Consider the following 21,750-nt stretch of genomic DNA (forward strand, 5'->3'; position numbering starts at 1 on the left):
CACAATAAGATGGGCTGGGTTCAAGAAGATGGCGAAATCGTCGAGGGAACCCGCGCCGATTTGCTATTTTTTCGATTGAGTGGCAAATAGAGTCACGATTTAGCCCAATTTTGAACAATGGAATGCCAATGAGAAGCCCTGATCAACGTCATCTTTCGACCCATTCGCTGCGCGGCGTGTGGGGCGCACTGATTCTCGGCGCGGCGATTGCGCTCACCGCTTGCGGCGACACCGAGACCGAGGTCAACCAGGCCCCCACGCTCACCCTGGATGTCGGGGCGCAGGAGAGCTATGTCATTGGCGATCTTATCCAAATTCGAGCCAGCGCCGAAGACCCGGACAGCGACCCGCTGACGTTTAGCGTGCAGGGGTTGCCCGAGCGCGCCGAGCTGCAGACCTTCCCGAACTCGGCGCTGTTGAGCTGGGATCCCATCGCCAGTGACGTCACCGGCGGCGAGGGGAAAAAGCTGGTCTTCGTGGTCGAAGATGACCGCGGCGGGCGCTCCGAGCGCGTCGTCCACCTGAATATTTTGGCCGGAAACGGCACGCCGAGCTTCGCGTCGCCCTCGAGCAAATTATTCAACCCGCGCAGCGGCCAGGCGCTGACCTTCGAGGTCAAGGTGCGCGACGACGACTCCGCCCAGGTCTTTTTGTCGATGCCGGCCGAGACCGCCCCCGAGGGCGCAACCTTCGAGCAAACCGACGCCAAAGTCGGCACCTTCACCTGGACCCCAACCGTCGCTCAGATCTCGCAGCGCGTGCACTCCGCGACCTTCGTCGCCGAGGATAACCAGGGCGCGCCGGTCAAACAAAAAGTCACGATCATCCTTCAGAGCTCCACCGGCGGCGACCCCGGAAATAACGACCCGACCTCGCCCACGCCCGGCGGCTCCACCTGCGACGACACCCAGCTCATCACCCACGCCGCCCCCTCCGCCCAGCGCACCGTCGACGACTACGAGCTAGAGGCGTACCTGTCGCCCGAAGGCGCCCAAAAATACGACCAGGGCATGCTCTTCTGGTCCACCATCAACCCCATGCAATACGAGGTCGACATGGAGTCGATCGACATGAAGGTCGGCGCAGGGTTGATGCGCGCGGGGATTCCAAATCTGCTGCTCCAAGAGGGCGAGTACGAGATCGTTTATTATACGATCTGCGCCTTCGACTCGACCGCAGACGCCAACGCGGACGACACGTTCGTCTGCGCCCCGGCCAATCACTATTATAGCTTCGTCGCCCACTCCCCCGACACCAATTATTGCGCCGATGACAGCACATCGGGGACGAGCTTCGCCAACGCCGCCGAGGTCTCGGGCACCGAGTGGGTCGACTATCTGACCTGCGCGGGCGCCGACGATTACCACAAGGTCACCGTGCCGGCGGGCGAGCTGGCCGAGGTCTATATGACCTATTCGCTCACCGGCGCCGCGGGCACGCAGACGCTCACTCATCCGATGGACATCACGGTCTATGACGAGGACCAAAACCCCGTCGAGCTCGCCGAAGTCTCCGAGTGCTCCGGCATCGCCTATATGTTGATGCAGGCGCCCCCGACCCAGGCGAGCACCTGGTATATCAAGGTGAGCCCGAGCGGCGACTCTCAGACGCCCTACCAACTGACCGCCTTTCACTCCGAGCCCGACATCGAGCCGCCCCCCGTCTGCGAGGACGACGACACGTTCGGCTCGACCAACCGCTCCACCAGCGACGCCCCGTTTATCGACGACGGCGAATATACCGGTTTGACGGTTTGCGGCGGCGAGTCCAGCGCCGATTGGTATACCAATATTCTGGCCGTGGGAGACCAACTCTTCGCCGAATTGGCGGTTGAGCAAGGCGCCGATGTCAGCGATATCTACTTCGCCGCCTACGGCTCGACCGGCGGGTTGCGCGGCGTGGGCGCCGTCGAGGGGGACAAGCTCATCCTGGAGCTTGAAGCAACCGCTGAGGATTTCTATTATTATATCGTCGAAGCCCCCAGCGAGACACGCTATACCCTCTTCTTCGCGACCTATTAATCCCATTAGAACGAAATTAGGCCATTGCATTTAGAGTGCTTCTGATAATAAGCAGCGCGCAGGGTTCGCGAGAATCCGCGCGCGTTCATTTGCGTCGCGAACCGAAGAACACTATAGACTAGCTCGAAGAGATGTCGGCCCACCCAACGCGCATATTTAATTAAGAAGGGATATCGCATGACAGACTATCGCCGCTCGACGAAGTACGCCGCTTTCGCCTTATCCCTTGCGTTCATCGCAGCCGGACTCGGAGCCTGCTCCGACGACGACGCCGCTGGTAAAAACGGCGTCGTCTGCGAGGCCGATGAGCTCTACGACCAGCTCAACGACACCTGCGTGAGCCGTGATAACGCGGTCGAAGAAGACGCCGGCTTTAGCGACACCGACGAGCAAGGCGACATCTCGGGCGACCCGGACGCGACCGGAGACGTCGATGAAGAAGACGTCATCGATATGGCCGAGTGCGACAAGGACAATGACGGCGCCCTCTCCATCGACTGCGGCGGCATGGACTGCGACGACAATAACCCCGCCGTCTCGCCCTTCCTCAACGAGGTCTGCGATAACCTCGACAATAACTGCAGCGGCACCGTCAACGGCGGCATCGAGTGCACCTTTTACGCCCACACCCGCGACGCGCTCTATAAGGTCGACCCCTTCGCCAAAACCCTGAGCAAGGTCAGCGACGTCCCGGGCCTGCAGGATATCGACACCCACCCCGACGGCACCCTCTTCGGCATCAAGCACGATGGCGTCTATCGCTACGATAGCTGGGGCGACTATTGGATCAAACAGGGCAGCTTCGGCCGAGACATCGGCGACTCCAACGGACTGGCCATCGACCAGGAAGGCACCGCGTATATCACCTCCGACGACAAGATCTATAGCGCCAACCTGATGAGCGGGCGCGCCACCTTCGTGGGCCAAACGGGCAATTTCAAATCGAGCGGCGATTGCGTGGTCGACAAGGGCAACACCCTCTATATGACCTCGAAAGAAGAGGACCAGATGGACACGCTGGTCGAGCTGTCCAAGGACACCGGCGCGGGCACCCCGGTCGGCGAAATGGGCGCCATCGGCTTCGAGAAGGTCTACTCGCTCACCGCCGCATGGGGCACGCTCTACGGGCTCAATAGCAACGGGCAGCTCATCGAGATCAACCAGAGAGACGGCACCGGCAGCCTGATTCACACCTTCCCGGACAAGAGCTTCTGGGGCGCGGCGAGTACGCCGAACCGCTAAAATCAGCCACTAAAAATACGGTCTCACCCACCATGTTTTGGACCCCTGGCGCCACGCGCTCAGGGGTCTTTTTTTTGTGCCGCTGAAGCTCGCGCGCCGGCTACCTCGCCCCCAAAAAACTATAGTCGGGCGCCGAGCGCAAAAAGAGGCGGGTGATATGCCCGCTCTCGCTGCCGGGCGTGGGCTGCGGGTCGCCGTAGAGGAAGAGCTGGGCCTCGGGATCTTCGCGCAGCACCTGCGCCCAGCGGTGCCCGATCGGCCCGATCAGGCTCTGGGCGTTCGCGTCCGAGTGACGCCTTGGCGAGCCCAGCGGGAGGTTGCAGACCGCGCGGATCCATTGCTCGAATTGATCGGTCAAGCACACGCTTAGCGTCCAATATCCGGCGGCAGACGCCCGCGGGACGAGCCGGCGCACCCAGAGCTGCGCGTCCTCGTCGACCGCCATCTCCACGGCGAGCAGCCCGACCAAATCGAGCTCCCTGGCCAGCGAGCGCGCGATCTGGATCGCCCGCTCGCTGACCTGCGACTCCAGCGGCGCCGGCACCTGCGTGGTGTCGAGCATCCCCTCGATGCGATGGGTCAACGCCGGGTCATAGATCGCGATTTGGCCGTCGGCGTTTCGCGCCACGAGCACCGAGATCTCGTCGCGATACGCCTGCCCGTTCTGCTGCGCCAAGCCCACCCCCACCGCTTTAAGCGCCCGCTGCAGCCCCTCGCCGCCCCGGGTTTGATTGAGCAGCCCCACGCTGGGGTGCAGCGCGCGCAGCGCCGCCAGATGCTCAAGGCGCTCGGCGTCGCCGGCCTGGCGCTCGGCGTCCTCCCCCGCAAAGAGCAGCAGGTCCACCGAGCTGGCGAATGCCTCCAGCACCCGCTCGTCTCGCCAATCCCCCACCATCGGGTGCGCGCAGACCTGGGCGGCCGGAGTATGGGGCCCCGAGCTCAAGAGATGCACCCGATACCCCAGCGACGCCGCCGCCATCGCGCTCATCCTGGCCTGCGGCCCCGAGCCGACGATCCCGATGGCGCTCCCCGGCCCGAACACCCGATTGGCTGCTAGCTCCTGGCTCATCCAATTATCCCCAGTCCGTGTTTGTGATGATCTCGCTGGCCTGTCATGCCTTCAACTTAGGCACCCCGCGCCCGCTGACACCCCCGCCCCATTTCCCCCATCGACCCGCGCGCCAAAATTGGCTATAGCCGCAGGCGCCATGACCCAAGAAACCCCCCAAAATTCGACCGCCCCTCTCTTCTCCGTTGGCCTGCGCTATATGGCCGCCAGCGCGTTCTTCTTCAGCCTGATGGGCGTCCTCGTGAAGGTGCTCGGCGAGCGACTGCCGAGCAACGAGATCGTGCTGGCGCGAAGCTTTATGCTGCTGCTCTTCGCCTGGCTGATGATCCGGCGCGCCGGCGTGAGCCCCTGGGGAAATAACAAGCCGTTGCTCTTTTTGCGCGGCCTGTCGGGCTTCGCCGCGCTGAGCTGCTTCTACTACGCGCTCACCGAGCTCCCCTTAGCCGACGCCACCCTGATTATGTATATCAACCCGGTCTTCACCGGGATTTTGGCGGCCATCTTCCTCAAAGAAGCCATCGGCTGGCCCGATATCATCGGCATCGCCGTGAGCCTGCTGGGCGTGGTCCTGGTGGCCCAGCCCTCCTTTATATTCGGCGGCGAGGGCGCGCTGAACCTCTTCGCGGTCGGCGTCGGCATGGCCGGCGCCATCCTCTCGGCGGTCGCCTACGTCAGCGTGCGAAAGCTGCGCGAGACCGACGATAATATGACCATCGTCTTCTATTTCCCCCTGGTCGCCGCACCCGCCTCGATCCCCTTCGCCATCCCGGGATTCCTCATCCCCGTCGGCTGGGAGTGGCCCATGCTCGCCGCGCTCGGCCTGGTCACGTTTATCGCCCAGGTCGCCATGACCCGCGGCCTAAGCCTGGAGCCCGCCGGGCGCGCCACCTCCATCAGCTACCTACAGGTGGTCTTCGCGTTCGTGTGGGGCATGCTGCTCTTCCAGGAATTCCCCGACCCGCTGAGCATCGCCGGGGCGTTGCTGATCCTGGCGAGCACCGTGGGCGTGGCGAGGTGGCGCAGCCGGCGGGCGGGCTAGCGCGGTCTGGCGCGCAGCGAGGCGGGGGGGCTCCCCCCAAAAACACGTTCAACGTGGCTTTTTGGCAGCTCGATGCCTCGAAAATGACGTGCGACGTGGTTTTTTGGCAGCTCGATGCCTCGAAAATGACGTGGCACGTGATTTTTTGGCAGCTCGATGCCTCGAAAATGACGCGCGACGTGATTTTTTGGCAGCTCGATGCTTCGAAAATGACGCGCGACGTGATTTTGGTCGCGTAAAATCGCTCTGAAGGCACGTTCGGTGGGGTTTGGAGGCAGACGGATGGGGCTCGTCGGGGTGGGTGGCACCGTGACGGATGGGGCTCGTCGGGGTGGGTGGCACCGTGACGGATGGGGCTCGTCGGGGTGGGTGGCACCGTGACGGATGGGGCTCGTCGGGGTGGGTGGCACCGTGACGGATGGGGCTCGTCGGGGTGGGTGGCACCGTGACGGATGGGGCTCGTCGGGGTGGGTGGCACCGTGACGGATGGGGCTCGTCGGGGTGGGTGGCACCGTGACGGATGGGGTTCGTCGGGGTGGGTGGCACCGTGACGGATGGGGTTCGTCGGGGTGGGTGGCACCGTGACGGAGCGGACTCGTCGGGGTGGGTGGCACCGTGACGGAGCGGCACCGTGACGGAGCGGGCTCGTCGGGGTGGGTGGCACCGTGACGGAACGGCACCGTGACGGAACGGCCGACCCAACCAGACCCAGAGGGCCTGGCTCCGATATAAAATCACTCCGCCGCGGTATCAAAACGCGTACGCCGGCTCCGGATAATACCCGTCGCCTCGGTGCTCAGCAGCGCGCCCTGGGCGTCGCGGCTCAGGTGCGCGGCGTTGCCCTCGTCGGTGTCGATATGCATCTCGAGCTTGTATTTGGGGCTCACGCGGATCAGCACGTCGCCGAAGATCAGGTCGCGCTCGCCGCCGGTGACCGCGATCTCGACCATATCGCCGTCTTTGACCCCGAAATTCGTGGCGTCCTCGGGGGTCATATGGATGTGGCGAAGCGCGCAAATAAGGCCCTTCTCGAGCGTGACCTCACCGTGGTCGGTGCGCAGCGTGATGCCCGGGGAGTTCTCGATATCGCCGGAGCCGCGCACCGGGGCGTCGACGCCAAGGGCAAACTCGTCGGTGCGCGAGATCTCGACCTGGTTGGCCGAGCGAGTCGGGCCCAGGATGCGCACGCGCTCAATGGAGTTTTTGGGGCCGACCAGGGTGACCAACTCCTCGCAGGCAAATTGCCCCGGCTGCGACAACGGGTTGCGCGGGGTGAGCTCGTAGCCCTCGCCAAAGAGCGCCTCGACGGTCTCCTGGGTGAGGTGGACGTGGCGCGCGGACACCGCGATCGGGATGGTGCGGTCGACGGCGGCCGTCGGCTTTTGGTGGCCAGCCAGCACCTGGGCTGCCTGCTCGGCGATGCCGTGCTCTTCGTTGGTCGCGACCACCAGCAATTGGCAGCGGCTCGGGTCGGCCGAGATGCTCTCGACCCGGTTATCGGGGCCGACTTTGGCCTCGCGGTTTTTGTCCAGATCCATGCGCGCGCCCAAAAACTCCAGGCGCTGCCCGATGCGGCTTCGCATCAGGGCGGAGTTCTCGCCGATGCCGCCGGTGAACACGATGGCGTCGACCCCGCCCATCACCGCGGCGTAGGCGCCGATATATTTGCGCACCCGGTGGGCAAAGACCTGAATGGCCAGCCGGCAGCGCTCGTCGCCGTCGGCCGCGCCCTTCTCGATATCGCGCATATCGTTGCCGATGCCCGACAGCCCCGCCAGCCCGGACTCGCGGTTCAACAGTTCGTCGACCCGGTTGATATCGAATCCCTCCTGCTGCGCCAGATAGATCAGCGCGCCCGGGTCGATATCGCCGCTGCGGGTGCCCATCACCAGCCCCTCCAGCGGGGTCATACCCATCGAGGTCTCGATCGAGCGGCCGTATTCGACCGCCGCCAGGCTGCACCCATTGCCCAGATGACACGTGATCACGCGCAGCTCACGCTCGTCGGTCTTGAAGAAATCAGCAGCCTTGCGCGCCACATATTGATGGCTCACCCCGTGAAAACCGAAGCGCTCGATCTGGTGCTTCTCGGCCAGCTGGGGGTCGATGGCGTATTGGCGCGCGCGCCGCGGCAGCGTGCGGTGAAACGCGGTGTCGAAGACCGCGATATGCTTAAGATCCCCGAAGAGCTCCTTGGCCGCGCGGATCCCCGCCAGGTTGGCCGGGTTGTGCAGCGGCGCCAGCGGGATGATGTCCTCGATGGCCTGCTCGACCTCGGCGTCGATGACCACCGGCCGGTCGAATTTTCGCCCGCCATGCACCACCCGGTGGCCCACGCCGGCGATCTTCACCGAATCCCCCAACTTCTCCATCAATTGCTTAATCGCAAAGCTCAGCGCGCCCTCATGCTCATCGCTGGGGCAGGCGAGCTCGACAACCTCGTTGCCCGGGATTTCAATCTTGAGATTCGAGCCGCTCACGCCGTCGCAGAGCCGCTCCACCCGCAGGGTTCCCAGGGTTTTGCCGCTGCGGCTTTGAATCACGGCCGCGCGAATCGAGGAGCTTCCGCAATTGATGACGAGAATATTCATAAGGCTTCACCGAAGAGTTAGAGAAAAATCGAGGTCGAAATCGTCCGCATTGTAGACATGAGGCCGCCGCTGCGGCAAGTTGGCGCGAATCCATCCGCCGATAAACACAGAGGCTCCGCTACGGATTCCCGGGCCGACTTTTTCGTAAATTTGCCCTCCAACGATACTGTCTGATGCGACAATACCTCACATCCGCCCGTCTTTTGGGCACCAGCGCGCTCACCATCTTCGGGATCTTCGCCGTCGACATGCCCAATGGGTATCTGGGCCGGGTCGATGAAATCACCGTCTTTGGCGAAATTTATATCGCCGCCCTGCTGATGCTGACGCTGTTGAGCGTCGTGGGCCGGCTGGGCGAGCGCGCCTGGGTGAACGTGCTGGTGCCGGTGATCTGGTCGGCCAATATGGGGCTCTTCGTGCCGGCGGTCATCTTCGACCCGCTGCTCAGCGTCCTCTTAATCCTGTGGCATCTGGTGACGCTGGGGCGCTACTTATTCCCGGTCGGAAGCGCGCTGGGAGGCATCCACGCCGGCTTTGACCAGGAGGGCGAACCCGCGCTGACGCGCTGGCATCGCCGCTACGGGCGCGCCAGCGGGCATCTTTTGATCGTGGCGATCATCCTGACCGTGGCGGTGGTCGGCTTCGAGCTCAGCCACAGCCTGTGGGTGCTGCTGCTGTGCTTCGCGCTGCACCTGGGGGCGCTGGCGGGCGCGGCAAAATTCGGGGCGCTGCTCTACGCGGAGCGCTCACGCTGGACGGCGCTGCTCGCGATCTTGCCGGCGGTAGCCCTGCTGGCCGTGCTCGGCTTTGAGGCATTCGCGTTCTCGCTGGCGATGCTCGCGCTCTGTGAGCTCATCGTGCTCATGATCCTGGTGGCGCGCGGACCGCTCTTTGGCGACCTGCTCCAGGCGTTCTTCAACTATCCGGCCATCCTGATCGTGTCGACCTTCGCCACGGTCATCCTGCTGGGCGCGCTCTTTTTAAGCTTCCCGCAGTCCTCCAGTAGCGGCGTGTCCATCGCCGCGGTCGACGCCCTCTTTACCGCCACCAGCGCGGTCTGCGTGACCGGGCTCATCGTGCTGGACACAGCCACCGACTTCTCGACCTTCGGCCACGTCGTCATCATCGTGCTCATCCAGATCGGCGGCCTGGGCATCATGGTCCTGTCGACCTTTGGCACCCTGGCCATCGGCGGCAAGCTCGGGCTGCGCGGCGAGCGCGCCCTGGGCGAATTGCTCAACCTGAACGACCCGCGCGCGGCGTATCGGCTCACCCGCTTTATCGTGCTGTCGACCCTGAGCATCGAAGCCGTCGGCGCGGCCTGCCTGAGCGTGAGCTTCTGGCGCCACGGCCTCGCCGCGCCCGACGCCATCTGGCACGGGATCTTCCACGCGATCTCGGCCTTTTGTAACGCCGGATTTGCCCTGCAGAGCGACTCGCTGATGCTCTTCCAGAGCGAACCCTTCCCGCTGATGGTCATCGCCACGCTGATTACCTTCGGCAGCTTCGGATTTCCGGTGCTCGCCGGGGGTTGGCAATGGTGCGGCCACCGAATGCGCATCTTGCGAAAGACCGAGCGCCCGCGCCGGGTGCGCGCCTCGGTGCAGTCCAAGATCGCCCTGGTGATGACGTCGGTGCTGCTGGTGGGCGGCGCGCTGGTCTTTTTGGCGCTTGAGTGGAACCACTCTCTGGCCGGACTCGGCGTCGCGGACCATATCTTTAACGCGATCTTCCAGAGCGCGACGCTTCGCACCGCCGGCTTTAACTCGGTGGACTTCGCCCAATTACACACCGCCAGCCTGCTCTTTATGATCGTGTTGATGTTTATCGGCGCCTCCCCCGGGGGCACCGGCGGCGGCATCAAGACCACGACCTTCGCGGTGCTTTTGGCCTCGGTGCGCGCGATGACCAGCGGCAAGCCGCGCATCATCCTATTTGAGCGCAGCATCGCCCACGACATCGTCTACCGCAGCATCGCCATCACCCTGGCGACCACGATGGTCATCGGCGGCGCGGTATTTTTATTGCTGCTGATCGAGCCGCTGCCCTTTGAGGCGATCTTATTCGAGGTCACCAGCGCCATGGCCACCGTCGGCCTGTCGGTCGGCATCACCCCGCAGCTTAGCTCGGCGGGGCGATTCATCATCATCTTCGTGATGTTCACCGGCCGCATCGGTCCGCTGACGCTGGCGCTGTTGCTCGGCAAGAAAAAGCCCAGCCCGGTGGAATATCCCGGCGAGCGAATCATGGTCGGTTGAGTGGATTAGCGCAGCAAATTTGGCCTGCGAGAAGATGTTTTCTTGCGCGACGCGGCTGAGTTTGCCATCAAGAGTTTCCTTAGAAATAACCCACTTATTCTTCCGGGTTAGGAGTTGAGCATGGCAGGTGAATTTGCAGTGATCGGGTTGGGCCAATTCGGCATGGCGCTGGCCAAAAATCTGGCCGACCAGGGCCAATCGGTGCTCGTCATCGACAATAATATGGAGCATATCGAGGAGATTAAGGGCGAGGTTGAGTCCGCGGTCTGCGTCGATTCCACCGATGAGAACGCGCTCTACGGCCTGCGCATCGAGAAGATCTCCTGCTGCGTGGTCGCCATCGGCGCGAACTCCCTGCAGGCCTCGATCCTGACCACCGCGCTTTTGAGCCAGATGGGCGTGCCGCGCATCATCGGGCGCGCGGTCAACGCCCTGCACGCGCGCATCTTACACGCCGTGGGGGCGACCGAGGTCGTCGATCCCGAGCAGGAGATGGGCCTTCGCCTGGCGCGCCGGCTCTCGCAGCCGAGCATCGGCGAGCAGCTGCAACTGGGCAGCGCGACGCTGGCCGAGGTCGAGACGCCCCAGGCTTTTGTCGGCAAAAACCTCATCGAATTGGAGCTTCGCAAGCGCTTTCGGGTGTCGGTGCTCGCGATTCGGCGCGGCGACGAGGTCCACGTCAACCCGCACGCCACCGATGAGATTGAGGCCCAGGATATTCTGGTGCTCATCGGCCAGCCCGAGGCGGTCAAGAAGATCGGCTCCCTGGCCTGAGCCTGGTCTGGCCCGGCTAAATCGATGCACCCAAACGAATCGATCTCGAGAATATTATGAGCCTCCGAACCCGACTTCTGCTCGGCTATAGCTACCTGGTCCTGCTGATCTTACTAACCGCAGGCGGCGCGGGCGTGGCGGTCTTTCAGTTGAGTAACGGCATCGGCGACGTGGTGCGCAATAACTTCCACAGCGTCAGCGCCGCCAGTGATATGGTCGGCGCGCTGAGCCAGCAAAATAACGCGACGCTCCAATTTTTAACCCACCCCGAGAGCCGCGACCTCAGCCAACAGACCCTCTCGGAGGCCCAGGCCGAATTCGACATCGCGTTCAATGAGGCCGAGGGCAACGTCACCGTCCCCGGCGAGGCGGCGCGCATCGAAGAGATCCGCCAGGCATACAAGGCCTATGAGGCGTCGCGCGACATCCTTCTATCCGCCCAGCCCGACGACCCTTTCGACGCCTACGACCGCCATATTTCCCAGAACTCACGCGTGGTGCGCGGGCATATCTTCGACCTGCTCGACCTCAACCAGGAGGCCATCGTCAAGGCCGACGAGCGCGCCCGTAGCACCGCCACCCAGAACGGCATCGGCCTTGGCATCGTCGTGACGCTCGCGCTTATCTCGCTCATCGCGCTGTCGCGCGCGCTCCAGCAGCATATCTTGCTGCGGCTGGCCGAATTTAAGGATATCAGCGAGGCGATCGCGGCCGGCGAGGTGAACCGGCGCTATAAAGAGAGCGATGATGACGAATTGGGCATCCTGGCGCAGAATCTCAACACCGGCATCGACGCCCAAAAACAACTTCGCACCCAGGCCCAGGGGCGCCTGAGCCAGCAGCGCCAGCTTTTGCTGGGCGCGCTGTCCCAGCGCAAAGAGGGCGTCGCCCTGCTGGGGATCGACGGGCTACTCGCCGCGAGTACCCTGGAAGGCGAGGCGGTGCGCGCCCTGGAGGCGCATCGCGACTGGATTCTCAAGGGCGGTCGCGAGTTAATGCGCGCCTACGAAAGCGGCGACCCACCGCCCACCCATCGCATCGAATTTAGCCCCGAGTGCACGCTGATCTTCGAACTTCTGGTCGCCCAAAAATCCCGCCCCGTCGGGTGGTTGGTGCGCGAAGATCTTGCAAGCAAGCCGCCAATAGTCTAGCGTGCCGCTGAAATTCACGCGTCGACTTGCGTATTAATTCAAATTTTGAGCAGCGCCAAAGGATATAGATTATGATGAAAGAAGTGAAACAAGGTATCGCCATCGGACTCGTCGCCGTCTTCACCGTCGTGGGTATTGGCAGCTTTATCGCTCAGGCCCTGATGGGCGACCACGCGCCGGAAGCCGCCGCTGAGGCTCCCGCCGAAGCCCCCGCCGAAAAGGCCGAAGAAGCAAAATAAGCAACGCCCCGCGCGACTGCTAAAAGAGCGAAAAATGCCCGGGCGCACCCCTCATCGCGAGGTGGCGTCCGGGCATTTTTACGCCCTCGATGCGCTGGCGCTGTGCGTCAGGCGAGCGCATCTTCGGTGAGCAATCCCTGGGTGAGCAGTTGCAGCGCGACCCCGAGCAGGCCCTCGAGATCCGGCGGGTCTCCGCCCACCGCCATGCTCGCCTGCACCCCGTCGATAATCGCCTTAAGCAGCGTCGCGGTCGCGATCGGGTCGACCTTGCGCAATTGCCCCTCATCCATCGCCCGCTCCAGCACGTCGGCCATGCGGGTGATATAGTTATTTTGCAGCTCTTCGAGCATCTCGCGGATCTCCTCGTCGCGGATCGCCATCTCCACAATTATCGCGGTGAATCGCGGCGTATCCGTCGACGCGAATGCCTGCATAAAGTGCTCGCCGATGCCCGACAAAATGCTCAGAATATCCTTCTCGACGTCGAGCACGCTGTCGATAAAATCCATATCCTTTTGGTATTCGCGCTCGACCAGGCTGCGAAAGATGTCGCGCTTTGAGCCAAAATGGAAATAGATCCCACCCTTGGAGAGCCCCGATTCCTTGGCGATCTGCTCCATACGCGTGGCGAAATAACCGCGCTGCATAAAACAGACACGGGCGGCATCCAAGATCTGAGTGGCCCGCTCGTCGGGGCTTCGATGTTTGGTCATGACTTCCTGAAGGTTATCAGCGGCAATTGGGGCCACGGTCCGGTAGCGATCGCGCTTGGCGCGACGGCGCCGCGCGCCCACAGAGTTCCACGCCTTATCGCGGGTTGCAACCCGGGCAGCCAATATCACCCGAAGTCCGGCACAATCCAGCTCCGCGCCGGCGCTCGATTCATCGAGGAGGTCGCGCCACGGCCGCGCCTTCTGCTGCGCGGGGACGTATTAAAATTGTATTAAAACTTACCTGAGCCGCCGCCGGACTTGCTCTGAAAGAACACAATTACCATTGAAGTGGTGGACCCGTCGCGGCGAACTATGCTAGTCTCCCCTCAGGAAAGTCCTGCCCATAATCTGAATAAAAAGAGGCGCCCGCGGTGGTTAGCAACCTTGGTGAATGCACAAATTTTGGACGTTATGTCCTACTTGAAAAGATTGGTGCCGGCGGGATGGCCGAGATCTACCGCGCCAAGACCTTTGGCGCGGCCGGGTTTGAGAAAGAATTCGCGATCAAGTTAATTCTGCCGAGCCTGGTCGACGACGATGAGTTCGTCGAAATGTTCATCAACGAAGCCAAAATCGCGGTCAGCCTCTACCACACCAACGTCGTGCAAGTCTTCGACCTCGGCGAGATCGACGGTCAATATTATATCGCGATGGAGTATGTGCGCGGGCGCGACCTGCTCGAGGTGCTGGCGCGCTGCGCCGAGCGCAACCTGAAGATCCCGCTGGACCTGGTGCTCTTTATCACGATGGAGATGCTCAAGGGTCTGAGCTTCGCCCATCGCGCCACCGATCCCTACGGCGAGCCGCTGAGCATCATCCACCGAGATGTCAGCCCGTCAAATATCATGATGAGCTACACCGGGGACGTTAAAGTCGGGGACTTCGGCGTCGCCAAGGCGGCCATCCAGCGCACCCTGACCGAGAGCGGCACGCTCAAGGGGAAGGTCGGCTATATGAGCCCCGAGCAGGTCATGGGCGAGGCGATCGACGCGCGCAGCGACGTCTTCGCCGCGGGTATCGTGTTCTTCGAGGCGCTGAGCATGAGCCGGCTGTTTGTCGGCGACTCCGATCTCGAGGTCATGTTGCAGGTGCGCGACGCCAAGATTCAAGGGCGCCTGGATGCGACCGACGCGCTGCCTAGCGGCCTGCGCGAGATCGTCGAGCGCGCCTTATCCAAGCACCGCGAAGAGCGCTATCAAACGACCGGCGAGTTTTACCAGGCGCTGGTCGACTTCTGCTACCGCTACAGCATTAAAGTCACCGGCAGCGACCTGTCGAATTTCATGCGCCGGCTCTTCCGCGAGGAGATCGAGCTCGAGAAGGCCCGCCTCAGCCCGCGGCCTGAGCCCCGCGAGAAGTCGGCCGCCGTCGCGGCGCCGGCGCCGCCGCCGCCGCCGGAAGAGTTCCCGATGAGCGAAGCCCAGCTCGACGAGGCTCCGTCAAAGCATGCGCCCGCACGGCCCGCCTCTAAAACGCACGCAAATCCGATCGGAAGCGACTTCTACGACGCCGCCGACTTCGAATCGAGCGCGGACAGCGAATCGCAGCGCGAAGCCCCATCCGCACCAGTGCCAAGCGTAAAGGCACACGATAAGCCCAGCCCCGATACCCGCCAAACCGAAGCCCACGACCTTGGGGATGCGGGCTCAGACGCGATCCCCGGGACCATTCCCTTCGAGCTATCCTCAAGCGTCTTCCACGAAGATGACTCGCTCGAGGAGATCTCCCCGGTTTTCGCGCAGTCAGCCGACTTCGGCAGCCTCGACGAGCTGATCACCACTGAATTTGAGGGCAAGCGTAATCGCCCTCTATTCGACCGCGTACGCCAGGCATACGCCACCTACGAGGGCGACCTGGCGGAGGTTCCCTTCGCCCGCATCCTCGCTCGCCTCTATCAATCCTCGGCCACCGGTCGCCTCCTGGTGCGCTCCGGCTCGGTCGAGAAGTCGATCTATATGCGCGGCGGCGAACCGATCTTAGTGGTGACCAATAAGAAGTCGGAGCGCCTCGGCGCCTTCGCCCTGCGCGCCAACCGCATCAGCGCCGACCAACTCAGCGAGGCCCTCGACCGCCTGGACGAATGGGGCGGGCGCCTCGGCGACGCCCTGGTCGCCATCGGCGCGGTCGAAGCCCACGAGATTTTCGCGCTCCTCTCCGATCAGATGCGCGAGAAATTGCTCGACGTCTTCACGTGGCCCTCGGGCTATTACGGGTATTTCGAGAATCAAGAGCCCAGCACGATGGGCTATCCCCTGGGCATCGACACCTATTTGACCATCGCCGAGGCCTGCCGAAACGTCATCCCCCTCGAGCTGATCCGCCGCTATTATGAAGGGCGCGAACATGTCGATATTTATAAGATTAGCCACCCACCTATCAGCGTAAATCGCCTCAAGATGACCGCCCGCGAATTGCGCATTTATACCCAGATCCGCTCGGGCACCTCATTGAGCAAATGCCTGCAGATGCTCGACCCGGCCCGGCTCGATATGGCGCTGCGCCTGGGATATATGCTCCATCAGGTCGAAGTGCTGAAATTCGAGAACGAAGGCCCGATCGATCTGCCGAGCATCTGAGCTCCGCGCTGGGTTGACCCCTCCAGCATTCTGCAGCCCCGATAAAACCGCCGCCCCGAAGCGCCTGAATTTATTGGCCCGATCCCCGCGAATACGGTAGAAGCGTTTTTTGTTTCTGGCGATCCCTCAGGCCAATTGAAATCCTATGACCGAGCACGAAAATACCCCGGAGTCTGCCGACTCCGTTGCCCCCTCCCTCCACGCAGCCGAAACCCCCAACGATGACACCGCCCGCAGCACCGGGCGCGGTTTTCTGGTCATCACCGGGGCCAAATTGTGGTTTATGCTCACCGGCGCGGTCATCCAACTGGGCTTGCCGATCTTTTTGGGATCGCCGGAGAAATTCGGCGTCTTTAAGATCGTCACCGAGTCGATCAGCCTGCTCAATATGGTCATGATCACCGGGACCTTGCAGGCCGTCAGCAAGATGGTCAGCGAGCAGCCCCTGGCGGCGCGGCGCGTGGTCCACCAGGCCATGAAATTGCAGCTCGCGCTGGGCGTGCCCATCGCGGCGGCCTACGCGCTCGGGAGTCCCTGGATCGCGGAGCAATTCAACGACCCCTCGCTCACACCCTATATCCGCGTCTCCAGCCTCATCGTGCTGGCCTACGCGTTTTACGCGATCTTTATCGGCTATTTTAACGGCACCAAAGCCTTCGTCGCCCAAGCGACCATGGATATCGTCTTCAGCACGCTGAAGATGCTGCTCCTGGTGGGGCTGGTGCTGCTGGGCTTCGGCGTCATGGGCGCGGTGGTCGGCTTCGCGATGGCGGCGGGCATCGTCTGCGTCATCTCAGGCGTGTGGGTCTGGCGGGTCATGGCGCGCGAAGCGGCCAAGCCCGACGCCGCCGAGGTGAGCATCACCGAGGAGCAATCCCCCAAGGCGGCGCTTAAGCGGCTGCTGGGCTACCTGGTCCTCATCATGCTCTATACCTTCGCGCTCAACGGTCTGATGCGCGCCGACCTCTTTATGCTCAAGCGCATCGCCTCGGAGGTGCCGCCGCATCTGGTCGGCGCCGAAGCGGTGTTTAACTCGCTGAGCTCCAAATTCGCCGGGCTCTACGGCGCGGCGCTCAATATCGCGCGCATCCCCTATATGGGGGTCATCGCGGTGACCTTCGTCATCTTCCCGCTCATCAGCGCGTCGACCTTCGCCGAAGATCGCGAGCGCACCAAAGCCTATATCCACGACACCTTCCGCTATTGCCTGCTGCTGATCGCCAGCGTGGGCGGCCTGCTCGCGCTGAACTCGGACGCCATTATCACCGGCCTCTACGCCACCGCCTACCAGCAGGCGGCGCCGGCGCTGGCGATCTTGAGCGTGTCGATCATCTTCTTCGCGCTGTATTATGTCGCCACCACCATCATCATCGGCGCGGGACGCCCGGGCGTAGCCGTGGTGATCATGACCCTGAGCATGCTGCTCAGCGGCGCCCTCAACTACGTCTTTATCGACAATCTGCACGAGGCAAATGTCGAGCAAATCACCTGGACGCCCGAGGTCGCGGCCCCGGCTGACACCGCCCAGGGCGCGGTCTACGCGGCCATCGAGATCGCTCAGAATCGCAATGACCTCGCCGGCCCCTACCTGCTCAAGGCCCCCGAGTATATGACCGCCGCGGCGACCGCCACGACCATCGCGATGCTCTTCGGCTTCTTGCTCTCGCTGGCGTGGCTGTGGCGCACCTATCGCGCCGGGCTCCCGCCGGCCACCCTCGCGCGCGTCATGGCGGCGCTGGCCATTCTGGGCGGCGCGAATTATTTCCTCACGTTGCCCAGCCAGTGGGTGCTTGAGTTTGGGAAAATTGGCTTTCTGGCCATCGTTGCGGTTAAGATGGGCGTGATGGGGCTGCTCTTTTTGGGCATTCTCTTCGCACTTCGCGAATTTGGTCCCAAAGACCTTGCCCGCGTTAAAGCCGTCATTGGCAAGAAATAATCGCATCTTTCTTGCCTCCCCGGCCAACGCGCGCCACGCTATTTTTACCGAGACTGAACCGATGAACTCGACCGCCTCCACGAACGCCTCGCGCGCGCTGCGCCTCCTCCTCGCCCTGGTGCTGCTCAGCGGATTGCTGGGCCTGGGCGCGTGCGCGCACTCCCCCACCGACCAATCGATCGACGACCAGGCCGACCTGCAATTGACGGTGCAGACCTTCCACCGCGATATGCGCTGGATGCGCTGGGAGGCCGCGGCGATGGTCGTTTCGCCCGAGAAACGCGACGCATTTTTGGCGCGCTACGACGAGCTCGGCGAGGACTTCCACATCTCGAATATCGAGATTAAGGCGCTCGAGCATCATAAGACGGAGGTCATCGTCGAGCTCGAGCAAGAGTCCTATATGAAGCCGGCGATGGTCGTGAAGAAGAAGCGCTATATCGAGGTCTGGAAGAAGCCGGAGAGCGACTGGTTTATGACCCGGCGCATGCTCAAAGACGACTACGTTAAGATGAAGAAACTCGAGGCCAAGCGCGCATTGCTCAAGGGTCAAAAATCCGGTGCGTCGGCCGAAAGCGATAGCGCCGAGACTCCTCAAGTGGCCGATGACGCGACCACCGATCCCAGCACGGACGACGCGGAGTCTGATGATGCAACGACCATCGAATAAACGCCTGAACCCGCGCGCCGCGGCGACCCGCGCGCCGCGTATCCTCCTGATTTTACTCGCAATTATAATAAGTCAGTCATTCTTTAGTGGCGCGGCTTTCGCTCAAACCTGCCCCTCCGAAGACGCCGATATCTTTCAGAGCACCCGGCGCGCGCGCTCCATCATCGCCGACTATAATCGACTCCACCGCGTCTACCGCGAGGACCTCGAGCGCAACCGCTTATTCCTGGAGCGCGAGGCGGGCAAGGCGATGAACTGGCGCTTCGATATGGCCGGGGTTTTCAGCAATACGTCGACCTTCGATTTCGAGGCATGTACCAACCGCGGCGCCAGAGACGCGCGCGCCGGCACGATGACCGGCGGTGGCCTGGCGAGCATCGACCTCTATCAGCTGGGCGTGGGGCTTGAGGTGTTTGGGGTCTTCGTCGGAAACTCGGTCAACGCGGTCGCGACCGGCGACGGCTACCAGGATCCAGTTGGCCTCGCATCGGTTCAGGAAAACGAGGCCATCTACGGCGCAAGGCTGGTGCTTCACGACTGGGCATCGCTGGTCGTCGGGTGGATTGAGACCGGTACGGTGCAGAATTATCCGGGGGATGATGGCCTGATTGTCGCCGCCGGCGACGCCCAAAGCCGAGCCCGCCAGCGCGCCTATATCGGCGTGGCGAGCCCCTTTGGCGACACGAGCCTGCACCTGCTCTACGCCCCCGAAGATATTCAATCCAACCTCATCGCGCTGCGCGCGGAAGCCCTGCCGCTGCCGGTCGACTTCGAGGCGGTCGGCGTCGCCGGCCTGGCCTATATCGAAGATGAGTCGCAGCTCACCCTGGAGTTGGGCCTCGCCCAGATCTGGGACACCTTCCTGGTCAGCTCGGAATTCGAGTTCAACCCGCTGCGCGTGCGCAGTCTAAGGGCGCGCGCCGAATGGACGGGCGGCCCCGAAAAGGTCGTGCGCGCCGAAGACACCGACCCCTCGCCCCAGGTCGACACCTCCGGGGTGCTGCGCGTCGCGCTTGATCTCGGCGTCTTCGCCGAAGCGACCTATTTTAACTCCCGCCACCTCGAGGATCAGACCGGCGAAGATCACGCGTTCGGCACCGCATTCGGCCTGACGCTGCGCCCGGATGTAACGATTTTAATGCTCCAAATCGACACCTGGGCCGGCGTCAATCGCCCCGACGAACTCGCCCGCGTCAGCGACTTCGTCGACCATTGGCAATTCGGCATGCGCGTCCACGGACGGCTGGGCCTTTAAACAATTTCACGCGTCCGGCTCGCTCAGGCGACCTTTTGTGGCTCGGGCAAAAATGGCGGCAGGGGCACATCGATCACCGCGCACATCACGCGCAGCAGCTCGGCCTCCTGGGCCGTCACATCATCATCGGCGAGCACGCACGCGGCGGTCGCGCGCACGATGCGGTGTTTGATGCCGTTGGCGGCGCCCGCGATGCGGTCCAACGCGCGATCAAGCTGCTCAAAGGAGCGCTCCGAGCTTGAGAAATACGGCAGTTGGTGGGCCGAAATATCGCCGCCTCGCCCAAGCGCCGCGATCCCCAGATCAAACGCACGCCTCGCCTCGGCCGGGTTCCCGTGACTCCCCGCGTCGGCGAGGAACGACAGCAGAATCGCGATGTCGGGGCGCAGCGGCGACACCGAATAGAAGGTCGCGATATGGTAGGGTTGGTCTTCGCGGCTCGCGTGGGTCGCCTCGAGCCGGTGGCGCAGCAATTTTTTGAGGGCGAACTCAAACACCGTGACCTTCTGGTCCGCCTCAATGAGGTGGTCGATGATTACGAGAAATTGCTCGTATTGCCCGCGCGACATCGAGCGCAAGGCGGGCACCAAAACCTCGAGCAACGGCAGCCGAAGCGTAGGGTCCAATTGCGAAAGATCACGGGTCGACCGCCCGGCTTCATTGAACATATCGGGCGTTAATTCTCGGCGAAGCACCTCCACCTGGGCGCGGCGCATCTGATGATCCGGGTCCAAAAGCAGCGCGAACGCGATCGTCGCGGCGCCGAAGGGGTCTTGGGCGCGCGCCTGAAGCGGCTCCGGAATGGCCGAGAGTAGCTCCCGGGCACGATCAACATGCTCGGTCGACATCTGCCCCACCGAATCCACGGCGGCTGCGGCGTTCAGCGGCGCCTGCGATGGTCTGGGGCGCTGCGGCCCGGCGCCGTCAGACAGGACGGCGCCGGCGACCAGAATATCACCCACCGCCTGCACGGCCGCCCGTTTTGAGCGCCCCGACTTCAGATCCTCCAACCCCTGGCCGGTGAGCACCGACGAAATAGGGTCGCCATGCCGATGATGCTTCGGCTGATTTGCCTGCTGCTCAGCGCGCTTCATCGCGGGCGTCGGGTGGACGATGGCGAAGGCCCCGCTAAAATAGGGGTCGATGCGCCGCACCCGATCTTGTAGCGGCGGATGTGTCGAGAAAAGCCCATCGAACCAATAGGATCTGTCGACGCCATTGCCGAAAAACATATGACTGATTTCCTCGGCGTTCACCGACTTGATCTTCGAGCCTTGCGGCCAGCCACCAATCTTTTTGAGCGCCCCGGCAAGCCCCGCGGGGTTTCGGGTAAACTGAACGGCCGAGGCGTCGGCCAAATATTCGCGTTGACGGCTGATCGCGCTCTTGATGACTCGCCCGATCAAGCGGCCGCCGTAGCCGATGACAATCAGGGCCGCGCCGACCGCGATAAGCGGCACGCCACCGCCGTCATTCTTGCTGCGAGTCCGACTCTTGGAGCCGCCAAGTCCAAGACGAAAGAGCGTATACCCCGCCACGCCGATCATCAGGATCCCGTGAAGAATACCGATCATCCGGATATTCAAGCGCATATCCCCGTTGAGGATATGGCTGAATTCGTGGGCGATCACCCCCTGGAGTTCGTCTCGAGTCAACAGCTGCATGGCGCCCTTGCTCACCGCGATGGCGGCGTTATTCGGCGAGAAGCCGGCCGCGAACGCGTTGATGCTTGGCTCATGGTCGAGCACGTAGAGCAGCGGCACCGACACGCCACTTGCGATGGCCATCTCCTGGACCACATTGATCAGTCGCTGCTCATCCGGGTCATTGGTGCGCAGGTCGATAAATTTACCGCCCAATTGCTCGCACACCAGGCTGCCGCCGCCGCGCGCGAGCTCCCGGATCTTCAGGTAGGTGCCCCCGCCGACCACCACGATGGTGCCCGTCGTCGCGATGAGAAATGACTTAAGATCCCACCACAAATAGCGCGAATCGGCGCTAAAATCGAAGAAACCGCCCGCTCCTTTTGATTCCACATAGATTTGCACGCCCTTAAAAGCGAATAGCGTGACAAAATAGAGGCTGACGATCGTCAGCAGCAACGCCAGGCCAAAGAGGACGACCAGACGGGTGGTGTTCTTTCGGGCAATATCCTGGTGTTCGAAGAAATTATTCATCGCTCAGGTCGCATGGGTCCGGCACAAAAAGTCAGCGCT

At 62.8% G+C, this 21,750-nt stretch carries 16 protein-coding genes; 12 read left to right on the plus strand and 4 right to left on the minus strand.

Going from position 1 to position 21,750, the window contains the following annotated elements; genetic code table 11:
* Window positions 1–128 precede the first annotated feature (128 nt).
* Both DN745_RS19430 and DN745_RS16845 read left to right on the plus strand, forming a co-directional pair.
* Window positions 129–2,021, plus strand: a complete 1,893-nt coding sequence (locus DN745_RS19430; RefSeq protein ID WP_162687747.1) for a hypothetical protein — start codon at window positions 129–131, stop codon at window positions 2,019–2,021.
* Between the two features lie 177 nt (window positions 2,022–2,198).
* Window positions 2,199–3,263, plus strand: a complete 1,065-nt coding sequence (locus DN745_RS16845; RefSeq protein WP_111336656.1) for a putative metal-binding motif-containing protein — start codon at window positions 2,199–2,201, stop codon at window positions 3,261–3,263.
* Between the two features lie 100 nt (window positions 3,264–3,363).
* On the opposite strand, the gene DN745_RS16850 is transcribed toward DN745_RS16845, so the two are convergent.
* Window positions 3,364–4,332, minus strand: coding sequence for an ATP-grasp domain-containing protein (locus tag DN745_RS16850; RefSeq protein WP_111336658.1), 969 nt, complete (start codon window positions 4,330–4,332; stop codon window positions 3,364–3,366).
* A gap of 139 nt (window positions 4,333–4,471) precedes the next feature.
* On the opposite strand from DN745_RS16850, the gene DN745_RS16855 reads away from it, so the two are divergent.
* Window positions 4,472–5,371 carry a DMT family transporter gene (locus DN745_RS16855; protein WP_204355030.1) on the plus strand — a complete coding sequence of 300 codons (900 nt, stop codon included), beginning with the start codon at window positions 4,472–4,474 and terminating at the stop codon, window positions 5,369–5,371.
* A complete protein-coding gene (locus DN745_RS16860) occupies window positions 5,347–5,610 on the plus strand; it encodes a hypothetical protein (protein WP_111336660.1) in 264 nt (87 codons plus the stop codon). The genes DN745_RS16855 and DN745_RS16860 overlap by 25 nt, the downstream gene beginning before the upstream one ends.
* Window positions 5,611–6,105: 495 nt before the next feature.
* Here DN745_RS16860 and DN745_RS16865 read toward each other — a convergent pair whose 3' ends face one another.
* Entirely contained in the window at window positions 6,106–7,962 is a 1,857-nt protein-coding gene (locus DN745_RS16865) for an acetate/propionate family kinase (protein ID WP_111336662.1), read from the minus strand.
* Between the two features lie 173 nt (window positions 7,963–8,135).
* Between DN745_RS16865 and DN745_RS16870 the strand changes: the two genes are divergently transcribed.
* The 4 genes from DN745_RS16870 to DN745_RS19435 all read left to right on the plus strand — a co-directional run bounded on the left by DN745_RS16870 (window position 8,136) and on the right by DN745_RS19435 (window position 12,384).
* Window positions 8,136–10,220 (plus strand): TrkH family potassium uptake protein, encoded by a 2,085-nt coding sequence (locus DN745_RS16870; RefSeq protein ID WP_111336664.1) that lies wholly within the window; start codon window positions 8,136–8,138, stop codon window positions 10,218–10,220.
* A 120-nt stretch (window positions 10,221–10,340) separates the two neighbouring features.
* A complete protein-coding gene (locus tag DN745_RS16875) occupies window positions 10,341–10,994 on the plus strand; it encodes a potassium channel family protein (RefSeq protein WP_111336666.1) in 654 nt (217 codons plus the stop codon).
* A gap of 56 nt (window positions 10,995–11,050) precedes the next feature.
* Entirely contained in the window at window positions 11,051–12,145 is a 1,095-nt protein-coding gene (locus DN745_RS16880; protein WP_111336668.1) for a methyl-accepting chemotaxis protein, read from the plus strand.
* Window positions 12,146–12,216: 71 nt separating this feature from the next.
* Complete coding sequence (locus DN745_RS19435; protein WP_162687748.1) at window positions 12,217–12,384, plus strand: hypothetical protein; 168 nt, start codon at window positions 12,217–12,219, stop codon at window positions 12,382–12,384.
* A 107-nt stretch (window positions 12,385–12,491) separates the two neighbouring features.
* On the opposite strand, the gene DN745_RS16890 is transcribed toward DN745_RS19435, so the two are convergent.
* Window positions 12,492–13,097 carry a TetR/AcrR family transcriptional regulator gene (locus DN745_RS16890; RefSeq protein WP_133621915.1) on the minus strand — a complete coding sequence of 202 codons (606 nt, stop codon included), beginning with the start codon at window positions 13,095–13,097 and terminating at the stop codon, window positions 12,492–12,494.
* Between the two features lie 371 nt (window positions 13,098–13,468).
* Between DN745_RS16890 and DN745_RS16895 the strand changes: the two genes are divergently transcribed.
* From DN745_RS16895 to DN745_RS16910, 4 genes are all read left to right on the plus strand, one after another.
* The gene (locus DN745_RS16895) at window positions 13,469–15,673 is read left to right on the plus strand and encodes a protein kinase domain-containing protein (RefSeq protein ID WP_275426319.1); all 2,205 of its coding nucleotides are present in this window, start codon (window positions 13,469–13,471) and stop codon (window positions 15,671–15,673) included.
* Window positions 15,674–15,818: 145 nt separating this feature from the next.
* A complete protein-coding gene (locus DN745_RS16900; protein WP_111336676.1) occupies window positions 15,819–17,609 on the plus strand; it encodes an oligosaccharide flippase family protein in 1,791 nt (596 codons plus the stop codon).
* Window positions 17,610–17,670: 61 nt separating this feature from the next.
* Window positions 17,671–18,279 carry a hypothetical protein gene (locus DN745_RS16905; protein WP_111336678.1) on the plus strand — a complete coding sequence of 203 codons (609 nt, stop codon included), beginning with the start codon at window positions 17,671–17,673 and terminating at the stop codon, window positions 18,277–18,279.
* Window positions 18,257–19,534 (plus strand): hypothetical protein, encoded by a 1,278-nt coding sequence (locus DN745_RS16910; protein WP_111336680.1) that lies wholly within the window; start codon window positions 18,257–18,259, stop codon window positions 19,532–19,534. The genes DN745_RS16905 and DN745_RS16910 overlap by 23 nt, the downstream gene beginning before the upstream one ends.
* Before the next feature lie 23 nt (window positions 19,535–19,557).
* On the opposite strand, the gene DN745_RS16915 is transcribed toward DN745_RS16910, so the two are convergent.
* Window positions 19,558–21,711, minus strand: coding sequence for a M48 family metallopeptidase (locus DN745_RS16915; protein ID WP_111336682.1), 2,154 nt, complete (start codon window positions 21,709–21,711; stop codon window positions 19,558–19,560).
* Window positions 21,712–21,750 lie beyond the last annotated feature (39 nt).

The organism is Bradymonas sediminis, from assembly GCF_003258315.1.
Classification (GTDB): Bacteria; Myxococcota_A; Bradymonadia; order Bradymonadales; family Bradymonadaceae; genus Bradymonas; species Bradymonas sediminis.

What these genes read in the sequence shown, in the direction of transcription:
- DN745_RS16915 (WP_111336682.1), bottom strand. Translation starts at nt 21,711, where the DNA reads ATGAATAATTTCTTCGAACACCAGGATATTGCCCGAAAGAACACCACC.
- DN745_RS16875 (WP_111336666.1), top strand. Translation starts at nt 10,341, where the DNA reads ATGGCAGGTGAATTTGCAGTGATCGGGTTGGGCCAATTCGGCATGGCG.
- DN745_RS19430 (WP_162687747.1), top strand. Translation starts at nt 129, where the DNA reads ATGAGAAGCCCTGATCAACGTCATCTTTCGACCCATTCGCTGCGCGGC.
- DN745_RS16865 (WP_111336662.1), bottom strand. Translation starts at nt 7,962, where the DNA reads ATGAATATTCTCGTCATCAATTGCGGAAGCTCCTCGATTCGCGCGGCC.
- DN745_RS16870 (WP_111336664.1), top strand. Translation starts at nt 8,136, where the DNA reads ATGCGACAATACCTCACATCCGCCCGTCTTTTGGGCACCAGCGCGCTC.
- DN745_RS16905 (WP_111336678.1), top strand. Translation starts at nt 17,671, where the DNA reads ATGAACTCGACCGCCTCCACGAACGCCTCGCGCGCGCTGCGCCTCCTC.
- DN745_RS16900 (WP_111336676.1), top strand. Translation starts at nt 15,819, where the DNA reads ATGACCGAGCACGAAAATACCCCGGAGTCTGCCGACTCCGTTGCCCCC.
- DN745_RS16850 (WP_111336658.1), bottom strand. Translation starts at nt 4,332, where the DNA reads ATGAGCCAGGAGCTAGCAGCCAATCGGGTGTTCGGGCCGGGGAGCGCC.
- DN745_RS19435 (WP_162687748.1), top strand. Translation starts at nt 12,217, where the DNA reads ATGATGAAAGAAGTGAAACAAGGTATCGCCATCGGACTCGTCGCCGTC.
- DN745_RS16845 (WP_111336656.1), top strand. Translation starts at nt 2,199, where the DNA reads ATGACAGACTATCGCCGCTCGACGAAGTACGCCGCTTTCGCCTTATCC.
- DN745_RS16855 (WP_204355030.1), top strand. Translation starts at nt 4,472, where the DNA reads ATGACCCAAGAAACCCCCCAAAATTCGACCGCCCCTCTCTTCTCCGTT.
- DN745_RS16910 (WP_111336680.1), top strand. Translation starts at nt 18,257, where the DNA reads ATGATGCAACGACCATCGAATAAACGCCTGAACCCGCGCGCCGCGGCG.
- DN745_RS16880 (WP_111336668.1), top strand. Translation starts at nt 11,051, where the DNA reads ATGAGCCTCCGAACCCGACTTCTGCTCGGCTATAGCTACCTGGTCCTG.
- DN745_RS16890 (WP_133621915.1), bottom strand. Translation starts at nt 13,097, where the DNA reads ATGACCAAACATCGAAGCCCCGACGAGCGGGCCACTCAGATCTTGGAT.